This window comes from Antarcticimicrobium luteum, from assembly GCF_004358185.1.
Taxonomy (GTDB): Bacteria; Pseudomonadota; Alphaproteobacteria; order Rhodobacterales; family Rhodobacteraceae; genus Antarcticimicrobium; species Antarcticimicrobium luteum.
The window spans coordinates 1-14038 of the sequence record NZ_SMUV01000047.1; the positions used below are offsets into that span (position 1 = coordinate 1).

General features: G+C 66.6%; 13 protein-coding genes. 4 read left to right on the top strand and 9 right to left on the bottom strand.

All coding sequences use genetic code 11. The annotated features are described in order from the left end of the window. Positions 1 to 107: 107 nt before the first annotated feature. Positions 108 to 920, bottom strand: coding sequence for an HpcH/HpaI aldolase/citrate lyase family protein (locus E1832_RS03365; protein WP_133358324.1), 813 nt, complete (start codon positions 918 to 920; stop codon positions 108 to 110). Between the two features lie 326 nt (positions 921 to 1246). Here E1832_RS03365 and E1832_RS03370 point away from each other — a divergent pair, with 326 nt between their 5' ends. From E1832_RS03370 to E1832_RS03385, 4 genes are all read left to right on the top strand, one after another. Continuing rightward, positions 1247 to 2164, top strand: a complete 918-nt coding sequence (locus E1832_RS03370; RefSeq protein WP_245513795.1) for a polysaccharide deacetylase family protein — start codon at positions 1247 to 1249, stop codon at positions 2162 to 2164. Next, positions 2161 to 2820: a cysteine hydrolase family protein gene (locus tag E1832_RS03375; protein ID WP_133358325.1), complete on the top strand. Its 660-nt coding sequence runs from the start codon at positions 2161 to 2163 to the stop codon at positions 2818 to 2820. Before E1832_RS03370 ends, E1832_RS03375 begins: the two co-directional genes overlap by 4 nt. Next, the gene (locus E1832_RS03380; protein ID WP_133358326.1) at positions 2817 to 4229 is read left to right on the top strand and encodes an MmgE/PrpD family protein; all 1413 of its coding nucleotides are present in this window, start codon (positions 2817 to 2819) and stop codon (positions 4227 to 4229) included. The genes E1832_RS03375 and E1832_RS03380 overlap by 4 nt, the downstream gene beginning before the upstream one ends. A 120-nt stretch (positions 4230 to 4349) precedes the next feature. Next, a complete protein-coding gene (locus E1832_RS03385) occupies positions 4350 to 5279 on the top strand; it encodes a LysR family transcriptional regulator (protein WP_133358327.1) in 930 nt (309 codons plus the stop codon). Between the two features lie 12 nt (positions 5280 to 5291). Here the strand turns inward: E1832_RS03385 and E1832_RS03390 are convergent, their stop codons facing one another. The 8 genes from E1832_RS03390 to E1832_RS03425 all read right to left on the bottom strand — a co-directional run bounded on the left by E1832_RS03390 (position 5292) and on the right by E1832_RS03425 (position 14024). Beyond that, positions 5292 to 6659, bottom strand: a complete 1368-nt coding sequence (locus tag E1832_RS03390) for an MmgE/PrpD family protein (RefSeq protein ID WP_133358328.1) — start codon at positions 6657 to 6659, stop codon at positions 5292 to 5294. A 30-nt stretch (positions 6660 to 6689) separates the two neighbouring features. Further along, positions 6690 to 7976: a TRAP transporter large permease gene (locus E1832_RS03395; RefSeq protein ID WP_133358329.1), complete on the bottom strand. Its 1287-nt coding sequence runs from the start codon at positions 7974 to 7976 to the stop codon at positions 6690 to 6692. A 5-nt stretch (positions 7977 to 7981) separates the two neighbouring features. Then, a complete protein-coding gene (locus E1832_RS03400; protein ID WP_133358330.1) occupies positions 7982 to 8623 on the bottom strand; it encodes a TRAP transporter small permease subunit in 642 nt (213 codons plus the stop codon). Position 8624: 1 nt separating this feature from the next. Further along, positions 8625 to 9596, bottom strand: a complete 972-nt coding sequence (locus tag E1832_RS03405; RefSeq protein ID WP_206020992.1) for a TRAP transporter substrate-binding protein — start codon at positions 9594 to 9596, stop codon at positions 8625 to 8627. 569 nt (positions 9597 to 10165) lie between these two features. Next, complete coding sequence (locus tag E1832_RS03410) at positions 10166 to 11398, bottom strand: NAD(P)/FAD-dependent oxidoreductase (RefSeq protein ID WP_133358332.1); 1233 nt, start codon at positions 11396 to 11398, stop codon at positions 10166 to 10168. Between the two features lie 57 nt (positions 11399 to 11455). Further along, positions 11456 to 11908, bottom strand: coding sequence for a cyanase (gene cynS / locus E1832_RS03415; protein WP_133358333.1), 453 nt, complete (start codon positions 11906 to 11908; stop codon positions 11456 to 11458). 39 nt (positions 11909 to 11947) lie between these two features. Then, positions 11948 to 12805 carry a sulfurtransferase gene (locus tag E1832_RS03420; protein ID WP_133358334.1) on the bottom strand — a complete coding sequence of 286 codons (858 nt, stop codon included), beginning with the start codon at positions 12803 to 12805 and terminating at the stop codon, positions 11948 to 11950. A gap of 115 nt (positions 12806 to 12920) precedes the next feature. Then, a complete protein-coding gene (locus tag E1832_RS03425; protein ID WP_133358335.1) occupies positions 12921 to 14024 on the bottom strand; it encodes an acyl-CoA dehydrogenase family protein in 1104 nt (367 codons plus the stop codon). Positions 14025 to 14038 lie beyond the last annotated feature (14 nt).

The following is a 14038-nucleotide window of genomic DNA, read 5'->3' on the forward strand; positions in this document are numbered from 1 at the left end:
CCGTGCCGTCCGCCTTCACGCGAACCTTCACGTTATAGTCGATCACGCGCTTGACAGGTACCACTACCTTCATTTGCGTCGGTCTCCTCTGTTGTATGGGGCCGGCCTCAGGAGGCCAGAATGCGCGCCGCGCGCGCCAGCACCGGCTTGTCGATCATCTGCCCCTCGAAGCGGAAGGCGCCGCCCTGCGCCGCGGCGGCCTGCAGCACGCGGCGCGCCCAGTCGGCCTGTTCGGGGCGGGGGGCGAAGGCGGCGTTGACCCTATCGGCCTGTTTGGGGTGGATGCACATCATGCCGCCGAACCCGCAGGCCCGGGCATGGGTGGCAGCGGCGGTGAGCCCCGCCGTATCGCCGAGATCGGCAAAGACCCCGTCGGCGGGCGCCGCGAGACCGGCGGCGACGGAGCTGGCGACCAGATGATACCGCGCACTGTCGAGCATCGCCTGTCCGCCCGGATGCGCGGCGTCGAGGGCCATGTCGAGGGCCAGGTCGATGGTGCCGAGCAGCATCCGCGCGACACCGGGCATCGGCGCCATTCCGTGCAGATCCCGCAGCCCCTGCGCGGTTTCGACCAGGGGCCAGAGGGGGGCGGCGGTGCCGGCGCGCGCACGGGCCAACGCGGCCGCGTTGGCCTTGGGCAGAACGACCCCGGCAATGCCGGAATGGGCGGCAAGCGCGATGTCCTCGCCATACCATTCAGTCTCAGCCGCGTTGATGCGCAGCAGCACGCAGCCCGCCGGACGGCCGCCGAGAAAGGCCGCCACCGCACGGCGCGCGCGCGGCTTGTCCTCGGGGCGCACCGCGTCCTCGAGATCGACGATCACCGCATCGGCGCCGCTGGCCAGCGCCTTGGGGATGCGGTCGTCGCGCTCGCCCGGCACGAAGAGCAGGCTTTTGGCGTTGAGAAATCGGTCCGTCATGGCTGGGTCTCCCGGATCTGATCGCGCGCCGGGCGCGGGTCGTTGCGGTATGGGCAGAGGCCGCCCATAAGGCAAATATCCAAATTCCCTAAGTGATATAACGATCCCGTATACCGGAGCGACAGGGCGTGACCGGGCGCGCCCGCAGGCGAAGCCGCCTTCCCGGCTATCTCAAGTCGTTATAACCGGTTGCGCCCGATGGGATTGGAAAGGGAATTCGCCGACTGACATCCTGACGGCGGCATCGGCACAGATGCCGCGCGGTCCTTGCAGCGGGGGCCGCTGTGGAAATCCGACGCTCGCGTCGCCAAACGTCAGGACAGACTATGGACGATCTCTCGCCGCCGCCTGCGGCACCCCAGGCCGCGATGCAGGCCAATCCCCGAATACCCTACCGGCTGGCGAACCGGCAGAAACCGCTGCGCGGACCGGGCGGCAAGCGCCTGATCGTCCATCTGGTGGTGAACATCGAGCACTGGCCGTTCGACCGGGAGATGCCGCGCAAGCTGCTGACCGCGCCGCATGGGCGCGAGCAGGTGCCCGATGTGCCGAATTTCTGCTGGGCCGATTACGGGATGCGGGCGGGGATGGCGCGGCTGCTGGCCCTGCTGGCCGGGCGCGGACTGCCGGTCTCGGCCAGCATCAACGCCACCGTGATCGACAGCTATCCCGACTGCGCCGCGGCGATCCGCGAGGCGGGCTGGGAATTCATCGGCCACGGCATGCATCAGACCAGCCTGCAGGGCGGCGCGGGCGAGCGCGACGTGATCCGGCGGGCGCTGGAGAAGCTCACGGCGTTCACCGGCAAGCCGGTGCGCGGCTGGCTCAGCCCGGGGCTGCGCGAGACCGGGGCGACGCCGGATATCCTGGCGGCCGAGGGGATCGAGTATCTCTGTGACTGGAGCGTGGATGATGTGCCGCATTGGATGCAGGCCCGGCCGCGCGACCTGATCGCCATGCCCTATACGCTGGAGCTGAACGACTCGGTCGTCTACGCGGTGGAAAAGCACAGCTCGGCCGAGATGCTGCGGCGGCTGGAGACGACGCTGGCCTGTTTCGACAGCGCCACCGAGCCGGCGGGCGCCAAGGTGCTGGGCATCGGGCTGCACCCGCATCTGATCGGGGTGCCGCACCGGCTGCCCTATCTGGCCGAAATGCTCGACCTTTTGCAGGCGCGGGGCGACGTGGCCTTCCTGACCGGGTCGCAGATCGCCGACTGGTTCGCCAGGGAGGCGGTGGAATGAGCCTCTATGAGCCGCCGATCCTGACCAATTTCGCCGCGCGTTTCGCGCCTGCGCATACCGCGCTGCTGATCATCGACATGCAGAAGGATTTCTGCCTCGACGGCTATGCCACCAGCCGGGCCGGGCGGCCACTGGATGCGGCGCAGGGCATTGTCCCGGCGCTGCAGTCGCTGTTGATCGCCGCCCGGCGCGCCGGGGTGCTGGTGTGCCATGTGGGGTTCTGGACGCTGGAGCATCATCTGAGCGACACCGCGCCCTGGCTGGCGCAGCGGCGGCGGGCCACCTATGCCTCGGACCGGATCGCGATGGAGGGCAGCGAGGGGGCGGAGTTCATCCCCGAGCTGGCCCCCGAGCCGGGCGAGCCGGTGATCCGCAAGCACCGTTACAGTGCCTTCAAGGGCACCGATCTGGATATGGTGCTGCGCGCGCGCGGCATCCGCTCGGTGGTGCCCACGGGCGTGTCAACCAACGTCTGCGTCGAAAGCACCCTGCGCGACGCCTTCGAGACCGGCCATTACACCGCCCTGCCCCGCGACACCTGCGCGTCCTGGGACATGGAACTGCACGAGGCCACCCTGAAAACCGCCAACGCCCGCTTCGGGCTGGTCTGCGACAGCGCGGACCTCATCCATGCGTGGAACGGAGAGACCAGATGAAAGACATTAATGTAACAGACCGGTCGCTGACCGGGGACGCGGCGGGCTTTGCCGCCGGGCTGGCCTTTGAGGACATCCCGGCGCACACGCTGCATATCGCCAAACGCTGTATCATCGACGGGCTGGGCGTGATGCTGGCCGGGACCGAGCAGGAGGCGCTGGATGTCGCCGAACGCTATCTCGCCGGGACCGGGGCGACACCTGTCGCGCGGCCGGTGGGGAACCGCAAACTGAAGGTATCGCCGCAACAGGCGGCGTTCTGGAACGGGCTGGCGGGCCATGCGATGGACTGGGATGACACCCAGGTCGCCGAGGGGCCGGACCGGCCATATGGCCTGCTGACGCATCCGACGATCCCGCCGCTTTCGGCGGCGCTGGCGCTGAGCGAGGCGGAGCCCGGTGTTTCCGGCCGGGATTTCCTCACCGGCTTCGTCGCCGGTGTCGAGGTGGAGTGCAAGATCGCCGAGGCGATCAATCCCGACCACTATAACCTGGGCTTTCACACCAGCGGCACGATCGGCACCTTCGGCTCTGCCGCCGCCTCGGCGCGGATCCTCGGGCTGAACGCGGAACGCACCGCGCAGGTGCTGGGCGGGGCGGCCTCGATGGCCGCCGGCATCCGCGCCAATTTCGGCACCATGGGCAAGCCGATGCATGTGGGCCGGTCGTCGGAGAACGGGGTGACCAGCGCGCTGCTGGCGCGAGAGGGGTTCACCTTCAACGACGCCGCCTTGGACGGCAAATGGGGCTATCTCTCGGTCGCCGGACGCGGCGGCGAGCCCGAGCTGGTGCTGGGCCGGTTCGGCGATCCGTTCTCGCTGTCCGAACCCGGGGTCAGCATCAAGCCCTATCCCTGCGGCGTGCTGACCCATCCGTCGATGGACGCGATGAAGGCGCTGATGCAGGAGAACGGGCTGTCGCCCGAGGACATCGACAGCGTCACGCTTTATGCCTCGAACAACATCCTGCATCCGATCCGGTTCCGCACCGCCCAGACCGAGCTGGAGGGCAAGTTCTGCATGGCCTTCCTGCTGTCGGCGATCATCCTGGCCGGGCGCGCGGGCAAGGCCGAGTTCACCGACGCCTTCGTGCAAAGCCCGCAGTGCCAGGCGATGCAGCAGCGGGTGGAGACCCAGTTCGACCCCGATATCGCCGCGATGGGGCATGACAAGATCCTGTCGCGGATCGAGGTGGTGACCAAATCGGGCGGGATCATCCGCAAATTCTCTGACGACCGCTATCGCGGCGGACCGCAAAACCCGCTGTCGGACGCCGAGGTCGAGGGCAAGTTCCTGGACTGCGTCGCGGGCATCCTCACCGACGCGCAGGCGCGCGGAGTGCTCGACGCGATCTGGTCGCTGGAGGATCAGGCCGATGCGCGGGTGCTGCTTGACCGTGTGAACGGCTGAGCCCCGGTCCGGCGGTTTCTTTGCACGGCCCCTGTTCTGGTCTAATGTGGCGCGGGCCGGGTCGCCGACCTGCGCCGCAAACCGTTACAGAGACACAGAAACCGCCGGACCCGTAGCCCCATGGAAATGCGCCAGCTTCACTACTTCGTTGCACTCGCGGACGAGGCCAGCGTATCGCGCGCTGCGGTGAAGCTTTCGGTGGCGCAACCGGCGATCAGCCGGCAGCTGCGCCTGCTGGAGGAGGAGCTGGGCGTGACCCTGTTCCATCGCACCGGGCGGGGGATGAAGCTGACCAGCGCGGGGCGGTTCTTTGACGACCGGGTGCGCAAGATCCTGGGCGATCTGGGCGATCTGGAACATGACGTGCGGGCGCTGAAGGGTGTGGTCGAAGGCAAGGTGACGCTGGGCGTGCCGCCGACCGAAAGCCATATCCTGCTGCCGCCGCTGCTGGAGCGGCTGCGGCACGAACATCCCGGCGTCGACCTGCGCACTGTCGAGGCCTTCAGCGGTGATGTGAGCGAGCTGTTGACCACCGGCCATATCGACGTTGCCCTGTTCTACAAGGCACCGCGCACCCGGCATTATGTCGCCGATGAGTTGTTGCATGAAAGCCTGTTTCTGCTGCAGCCGGCGGGCGCCGCCGCACCGGAGAAGTCCCCGCTGGAGATCGCCGACCTCACGGTCTATCCGATGGTCCTGCCCAGCCGCCGCCACGGGCTGCGGGCGTTGCTCGAGCAGGTCGGCAATGAAATGGGCCGCAAACTGACGGTGGAGCATGAGGTGGATTCGCTGATGACCATCGTCCGAATGGTCGAGGCGGGCAGCGTCTCGACCATCCTGCCGTACAACGCGGTGCAGCGGGAGGTGGCCGAGGGAAGACTTCAGGCGACCCAGATCGATCCGTTGCAGTTGCGGCGGACGCTGGTTCTGGCCACCACCACCCACCATCCGGTGCGCACGGCGATGCGGATCGTCGCCCAGTTGTGCACCGAAATCGTACAGAATATGGCCGCAAACGGGGAGTGGAAGGGCATCATCCCCAAACGCTAGGGGATCGCGCCCTCAGCCTGCCTGCGGACAGGCCAGGTCCATCAGGTTCCGCACATCGTCGAGCCGGTCCAGCGCCGCGATGCCATCGGCCAGGGCCGATGCCTGATCTTCCGACAACGGGATCGCCGCCGCCCGGCAATTGGCGCGGAACTTGTCCAGGCGCTGTGCGTCGGTGACCGGGTTGCCCGGATGACCAAGCGCCTGGCCGACGGTTTCCTGTGCCGTGGTGCCGTCGGCATAGTCCAGCACCACGCGGCTGGGGCCAAAGGCGCTGGGTTCGGCCATGTCGAACGTATCGACCTCGATTTGCGCAGCCAGCGCCAGCGGCTCGGCCTCGGCCAGCGCGGCCGGGGTGAAATGATCGACCCCGACCCGCCCGTCGAGCAGGCAGCGCGCGACACTGTAGGACAGGCAGAGGCGGGCGTAATTGGCGGGCATGTCGGACCTCGCCGGGCGTCCGACCAGCGTGAAGGCCACCGGCGAAACGGTCACCGCGATACGGCGCAACTCGACGGGCGCGGCTGGGCGGCGGGCCAGCAGGCGCATCGCCGCCTCGATAGCGCCATGGGTCGCGCGCCCGGTGGGAAAGGGTTTTTCAACCACCTCCTCGATCCGGCGCACCTGCGGCAGCGCGGCCAGAACCGGGGCGAGATCGACGGCGTCCTCGAACAGGTTGAAATAGCCGAACCGCCCCTCCAGCGTGTGCTGCGTGGCGCGCAGACCCGCGCCGGCAAGGTCCACCGCCTCGACCGCCGCGCGGGCGTTGAAGCCGATCTGAAGGGCGAGCAGCATGGTGCCCTCCTCATGCGCCTGCATCGAGCCGCCGGACTGGGCGTATTGGGCGCCGAAGGCGTTGATCAGGCCCTCGCGGTCGAGACCGGCGATCTTGCCCACCGCCGCCGCCGCGCCGAAGCCGCCGATCACGGCAGGGCGGAAAAACTTCATCGGCGCGGTGCCGGCAAGGCCGATGGCGGCAGCCACGTCGACGCCGGCGACCACCGCCTCGATCAGCCGCGCGCCGGAGATGCCGCCGCGCTGCTCAGCTGCGGCCAGCGCGGCGGGCAGGATCGCGGTGAGCGCATGGACCACCGCATCCTCGTGCAGGCAGTCAAACTCGGAGTTGTGCACGCAATAGGCGTTCATCAGCGCGGCGAGCCCGGCGGGATAGCGCCCGGCGCGGCCAAAGACACGGGCCGGGCCGCCCCGCCCCCAGGCATCGCCCGCGCCGGACAGATCGCCCGCCCACTGGCCGGCGCTGCCCGCCAGTCCGACACCCATCGTGTCGAGGATCAGCCGCCGCGCGGCGGCGCGGGTCTCTTTCGACAGGTCCGCGTGGCGGGTGGCGATCACGTGGTCGGCCAGATGTTCGATGGCATCCATTCTCAAGACTCCAAAACTGTACGGCGGGGTCTAGCGGAGCAGGCCCGGCAACCAAAGCGCAATGTCGGGGACGGCGATGACAAGGCCGATCATCACCAGCAGCATCCCGACAAAGGGAATTGCCCCCACCATCACATCGTTCATCGAGCCGCGCGCCGGACGTATGCTTTGCACCACGAAAAGGTTGAGGCCGATGGGCGGGGTCACCAGCGCGGTTTCCAGCAGCAGCATCAGCACGATGCCGAACCAGACCGGATCGAAGCCCAGCGAGACCACGATGGGGGTGACGATGGGCACGGTGGCGATCATCATCGACAGCGTCTCCATGAAACAGCCCAGCAGAATGTAGAAGGCGGCGATGACGAGGATCGTCTGGTAAGGGCCAAGGCCCAGCGTGGTCACGAAATGCTCCATCGCGTCGGCGATGCCGATGGCGGCGAAGACCAGGTTCAGGAAATAGGCGGCGATGATGATCAGGATGATCATCGCGGTGGTGCGCATGGTGCCCTCGAAGGCGGTCAGCAGGACGCGCAGGCTGAGCGCGCGGAACATCGCGGCCAGGATCAGCGCCGCGATCACGCCCAGCGCCGCCGCCTCGGTCGGGGTGGCGAAGCCGGCATAGATCGAGCCGACGACGACCGCGAAGATGGCGGCGGGCGGCATCAGATGCGGGATGCTGCTCAGCCGGGCGCGCCAGCTCGTCTCGATGCGCCGTCCCCCCCACCTGGGGTTGATCAGGCAGGCCGCCGCGATCAGCGCCATAAACAGGCCCGCCAGCAGCAGCCCGGGCAGGATGCCCGCCAGATAGAGGCTGGGCAGCGAGGTATTGGTCATCACCGCGTAGATGATCATGTTGATCGACGGCGGGATCAGAATACCGAGCGTGCCGCCGGCGGCCAGGGTGCCCAGGAACAACCGCTCGTTATAGCCATGCACCGGCACCTCGGGGAGCGCGACGGTGCCGACAGTGGCGGCGGTGGCGACCGAGGAGCCGGAGGTTGCCGCGAACAGCGCCGAGGTGCCGATATTAGAGTGCATCAGCCCCCCCGGCAGCCAGCCCAGCCAGTGCGACAGCGCCATGTACATCCGCGCGGAGACGCCGGTGCGCAGCAGGATTTCGCCCAGCAGGACGAACATCGGGATCGCCACCAGCAGGTTGTTGGTGCTGGTCGACCAGGCGATGTCGCCCAGCGTGCGCACCAGCGGCATCGGCGAGAACAGTTCCGCCAGCACCAGCCCGAGTACGCCCATGACGGCGGCGACCGGCAGGCTGAGGAGGATCAGGACGATCAGGGTGGAAAGGGCTGTGGCCAGCATCGGTCTTATCCTTGTGTCGCGGGGTCCAGGGGGGAGAGGGCGGTTTGCTCCTCGATCTCATCCTCGACCGATTTGATGCCTGCAATCCGCGAGATGCCGGCAGCATCGCCGCGCAGCAGATAGCTGATGGCGCGCAGGCACAGCAGCACCAGGGTCAGCGAAAAGAACACAAGCCCGCCGAGCCAGAGCGATTGCGGCAGCCAGAGCGGCACCTGTAACGCGGTGTTGGAGGTGGCGCCGAATTTCAGCGTGCTTTTCAGCAACTGGCCCGCCCAGTAGGTCACCAGCAGCATGAAACCCGTCATCGAGGCCAGGCTGATCAGGTCGAGAGCGGCACGCGCCTGCCGGTTTGCCAGATTGTACAGAACGTCGATCCGGATATGGGCCTGCTCGAACAGCGCGAAGGCCAGCGTCCAGGTTACCGCAACCGCAAGCACGTAGCCGGTGATCTCGTCCATACCGCCCAGTGTCACGCCGACAAACTTGCGCAGCAGCACCTCGGCCATGACCAGGACACAAACCGTGATCAGGGCAAATCCGGATACCCAGGTGGCAAAGCGGCCCAGCCTGCCGCACAGGCGCAAGGCCCGGTCCAGAGGCGCGAGCGCCCCTGGTCCCTTGCGAGGGTCGGTCTCGGAGAGAGACATATCAGTTCACTTCCGTCGTGGCGCCAATGATCGGGCCGATCGCCTGGTTGAACTCGGCGACGCAATCGCCGCCACAGCGTTCCGCCCATTTGGGCAGGATGACCTCATGGGTGATCCGGTCCAGCAGCGCCCGGTCGCCGTCCGAGACGGGCACAAGGGTCATCCCGGCCTTGACGCCCACGGTGCAGGGATCGGCGCCCACGTTGCAGTTGATGCCGTCCTGGGTTTCCTCGCCCGCACCCTTCCAGATTTCGTCCTCGAGCGTATTCAGCTCGGCCTGGAGAAAGTCCTGCGTTTCCCGGTTGAGACCGTTCCAGAAATTCAGGTTGGCGGCGGTCACCATCGTGCTCCAGCCCACGGGCAGGGCATAAAGATGGGTGGCGACCTCGAACCATTTTGCGGAATTGCCGGACAGCGTTCCGGTGATCGCGCAATCGACGACGCCGGTTTGCAGCGCGGGAATGACATCGGCAAAGGCCATCGTGACGCCGGTGCCGCCCAGCGCGGTGACGAATTCGGCCAGCGTGCGATTGCCCGTGCGGACCTTTTTGCCGGCGATGTCGGAGAGCCCGTTGATCTCGGTGTTGCAGTAGAAGACCTGCGCCGGATAGGGCCAGGTGGCCAGCACCTTCACCCCGTATTTGCCGGCGAAATAGGAATCGAGAACCGGCTCATAGGCCTCGGCGATGGCGTGGGCCTGTTCGACAGTGGGGGCGAGACCGGCCAGATCCGCGGCCTCGTTGCGGGGATCGTCCGACGCGGTATAGCCCAGCACCGTGGTGCTGATGTCGACCACACCCTGTCCGGTCAGGCGCAGAACCTCGCCGCCCTTCAAGCCCATCTGGTCGAAGCCGCGCGCGGTGGCCCGGATGCGACCGCCCGATACCTCGGGCAAGCGGTCGTTCCAGAACGCCTGCTCGTAGTTCTCGTAGGAAGAAAGGAAGGAGACCGACCCGAGAACGTTCAGATCCACGCTCTGAATCTCAGCCGGGGCCGAGGTTGCGGCCACCGACGCGACGGCTATCGCAGCTCCGACCCTGAACACCGTGTTTCTGTAAGTCATTTCAGCGTACTCTCTGTTGGCTATCCGGCAGCGCAGGCGGTGACCCGGAGGGCATTGGCCGGCTGCCGTTTGTTTCGTTTGTGATCGACTGCGCCATGTTCTGGCGACCATCAAATCTTATCGCCAATCTTATTTTGTGGGTAAAAGAACCAGATATGCCGATTTGTTATATCTCGGCCGGACACGGTCGGACCGGCGGCGAACCGCGAGAGCCTGCCGCCGGAAGCGCGGTCACGGGCCCGGCGAGATACAGGATGTTGGTCCGATGGCCGCGGGCGTCGCAGGCCGCAACGATGATGTCCCCTGGCCCCGCCCAGACCCGGCCAATCGGCGAGAGCGCCGGCGCGATTGTTCCTGAAATCCGCTCGTGAGGTGAGCCGAGGGCCGTTGTGGGCACCGCTTGTGTCCGTCCCGAAACCGCCCTGCCCGCCTCTGGCCAGGGTCATTTGACAGTGCCGTTCGTTCTGACCGCGCCGCGGTCAGGCCGCGCGCCCGGGTGTCAGGGGCAGTGCCTTGAGCGGCAGGGTCGGGTCGGCCACGGCCCCGGCCACCGGCGATTGCCCGGCCTCGATCAGGCGCTTGCCGGTCATATAGGCACGCGGGTCGTTCATCGCGTCCACCGCAAGCAGGTCGGCGCCGCGGAAATACCAGTGGCTCTGGCTGCCGGGCCTGTCTCCGGGGCGGATGACGACACGGTCATAGCCGGTGTTGAGACCGGCAATCTGAAGCTTGGTCTCGTATTGGTCCGACCAGAACCATGGCCGTGCCATATAGGGCGCGCCCTGCCCCAGCATCGTGGCCGCCGTCGCCTCGGCCTGATCGATCGCGTTGGGCACACTTTCAAGCCGGATGCGCCGCCCCTTCCATGGGAAAGAGGCGCAATCGCCGGCGGCGAAGATATTGTCGTGGCTGCTGCGTCCCTGCTCATCCGCCTTGATTCCGTTGTCGATCTCGATCCCGGCCGCCTCGGCCAGGGCGGTGGCGGGGCGCACACCAATCCCGCAGATGACGAAATCGACCCCGATCTCTGCCCCTGTGGTCAGTCGCGCCGACAGATGCCCCTCCGGCGCACGGCTCAGCATCTCGAGCCCGCAGGTCTCGCGAATATCCACGCCATGCGACGTGTGCATCGCGTTGATCCAACCCGCCGTCTCGTCGCACGCGACCCGGGCAAGGATGCGCGGCGCCATTTCCACCAGCGTCACCGCGACCCCCTGCTGTGCCGCCACCGCCGCGGCCTCAAGACCGATATAACCGCCGCCGACGATCAGCGCCCGCCGACCGGGGCGGAATTCATGCGCGGCCGCGTCGGCATCGGCCAGTGACCGCATGGTGTAGACATTGCCCAACTGCCCGCCGACGTCGTCGGGCAGGCGGATCGGGTCGGCCCCGGTGGTCAGGGCGATCATGTCGGCGGCGATCTGCGCGCCGTCTTCCATCCGCAGCGACATGGCCTGCGGATCGAGCGCGGCCACCCGCGCGCCGGTGATCAGCTCGATCCCCTGTTCGGCATAGAACGTCTCGGGGCGCAGAAACAGGCGCTCTGTCTCCAGCGCGCCCAGCATGTATTTCTTCGACAGCGGCGGACGCTGGTAGGGCGGCACCGGTTCGGCGCCAATCAGGGAGAGGCGGCCGTCGAAACCGAGGCTGCGAAGCTTTGCGGCCAGGGCGGACCCCGCCTGACCGGCGCCTATCACGGCGATATGTGTCATGTCGGAAACTCTTTTCAGGCGACGGGCGCGCCGAGGATTGCGCGCCCGTCGCGGGGATCAGTACATCTTGTAGGGCAGGAACTTGCCGTCGAGCACGATCTTCACCCGGTCGCCGGCCGGGTTCTCCTCACGCGAGATGTCCATGGTAAAGTCGATGGCCGACATGATGCCGTCGCCGAACTCTTCCTCGATCAGCGCCTTCATGGTGGTGCCATAGACGTTCACGACCTCGTAGAGGCGATAGATCAGCGGATCGGTCGGCACCGCCGTGGGCAACGATCCGCGATAGGGCACCGTCATCAACAGGGCGGTTTCCTCGTCCGAGAAGTTCAGACCCAGGGCGTTGCACGCCTGTGCGATCTGGTCCTTGCTCAGGGAGATCTGGCCCATCAGCGCGGCCGTCACCCATTCCTTGGACTGGCCGACAGCGGCGGCGACGTCGGCCCATTTGATGTCGTTGAAGGTCTTGTGCGCGACGATTTTCTCGGTCAGCTCTGCGCGGGTTGTCATCGGGTATTCTCCATTCAGTGAGTTGCAAAACTTGGTGGGTCAGGCGCCGAACGGCAGGCCTTCCTCGATCGGCAGGGACGGATCGCGCGACCATTCGTTCCACGAGCCGAAATAGATCGACACGTCCTTCACCCCCGCCTCTTTCAGCGCCAGAAAGGTGTTCGACGCGCGCGCCCCCTTGAAGCAGTAGATCTTCACCGGCGTGTCGGGGGTGATGCCGACGGTGGCGCATTCGGCCAGAACCTCATCCGCGGACTTCAGCATCGGGCCAAGCGCGGTGGGCTTCATCATGCGGTACCATTCGATCCAGACGGCGCCGGGAATGCGGCCCTTGCGCGGGCAGAAATCGACCCCGTAGGGCGAGGAGGAGGTGGCGATCCATTCGTCGATGTCGCGCACATCGAGGATGACGGCGCCGTCGTCCCCGATGGCCGCTTTCATGTCCTCGACATCCATCATGATGGACGCCGCCGACTCGTCGATGTCGAAGCCGGCCGGCGTGGGCGCCACCGCTTCGGTCGACACCGCCATCCCCTCGGCCTGCCAGGCCGCGAAGCCGCCGTGCAGAACCTTCACCTTGGGATAGCCAAGGAAGCTGAGCAGGTAGAACCCGCGGCACGATTGGCCGAAGCCGGTGGTCATCGCGGCCTCGTAGATCACGGCGGTCTTGTCGCCATCGAGCCCCGCCGCACCGAATTCAGCGGCGAATTTCTCCTTCAGTTCCGACATGCCCGAGGCGTCGGACGTGGCCAGAAATGTGAAGATGTCGTGCATGTTCACCGCGCCGGGGATATGGCCGGCGGCGTAGCTTTCGGGATCGCGGGTGTCGATCACCACGGCGACCTCGCCGTCGATCATGGGCTTGAGCTCTTCGGGGGAGACGAGTGCGGAAGTCATTGGCTGGTGTCCTTTTTCTGGTCCCTGTTGGCGAAAATTCTGACAATCGTTATCCGTCCCCGTGGCGCGGCGCGCACGCCACGGGCAAGTCGCGCTCCTCCCTCGAAACTTCTGTTCAGCCCAGTTCGGCCAGCATCTTGCGCAGGTGCTTGGTCGCCGGGGTCACGATGGCGACGAAATAGGCCTCGCGCAGGCGGCGCTGTGCGACACCGTGGCTGACATAGCCGCGCGCCCCGCAATGCAGCATGGCGTAATGCGCGGCCTCCACCGCCAGCTCGCCGCCCTTGAGGCGCGCTTCGAGGACACGCTTCCAGTACTCGGGGCTTTGGTCGTAGGGCGTCTTCGACATCTCCAGCACGTCGGCCACCAGCGCGTCGTATTCCGCCTGGAAATCCTCGGGCTGCTTGTCGAGGAACTTGTTCACATGGCCCAGCGGGCCTTTGACCTGCTGCATCTGGTCGATCGCGCTCTTGATCATGCCGGCGGCCATGCCGCATTGCAGCAGGACGAAACCGCCACGGATGCGCCGGATGAAGGCCGGGGCCGGATCGCCGACGACCTGTTCGTCGGGGATGTACACATCGCGGAACTGCACGTTGCAGGTTGCCGTGCCGCCCATCGCGACAAACTCGTGATCGAGCTTCAGCCTTACGCCCTTGGCCTCGTCGGCATGGGCGATCGCCATCACGCCCTTGGTGGTATCGCCGTCCTCGACCGAGAACATGATGCCGAACCAGCCGTCCTCGGACAGGTTCGAGACCCAGGGCAGCAGCCCCTTTACTGAATAACCGCCCTCGACCCGCTTGCCCTTGAGGCGCAGCGGTTCGATTTCGGCGATGGCCTTCATCGGGTTGGACATTCCGGTGCCACCCAGCACCTCGCCGGTGGCGACCATGGGCAGAATGTTGGACTTGAGCCAGTCATTGTCGGAGCTGGCGATGTACCAGGCCAGCGTATCCTGGCACCACATGCAGAAACCGGTGGACAGGCAGGCCTCGGACGCCTTGGCCATCGACAGGATGGCCTCGGACAGGTCGGTGGCGGCGTCTGTTCCGCCGATGTGGGTGCCATAGGCCCCGGCGGCCCCCATGGCGCGCATGATGTCTTCGGGATAGATGCGCTCTTCGTCGATCTTGCGCGCGATGGGGGCAAGGGTCTGGTACGAAATCCGCTCGATTTCGTCCATTTGGATCACGTTCAAAGGCGTCGCTATATTCATGGCGGGGCTCCTGG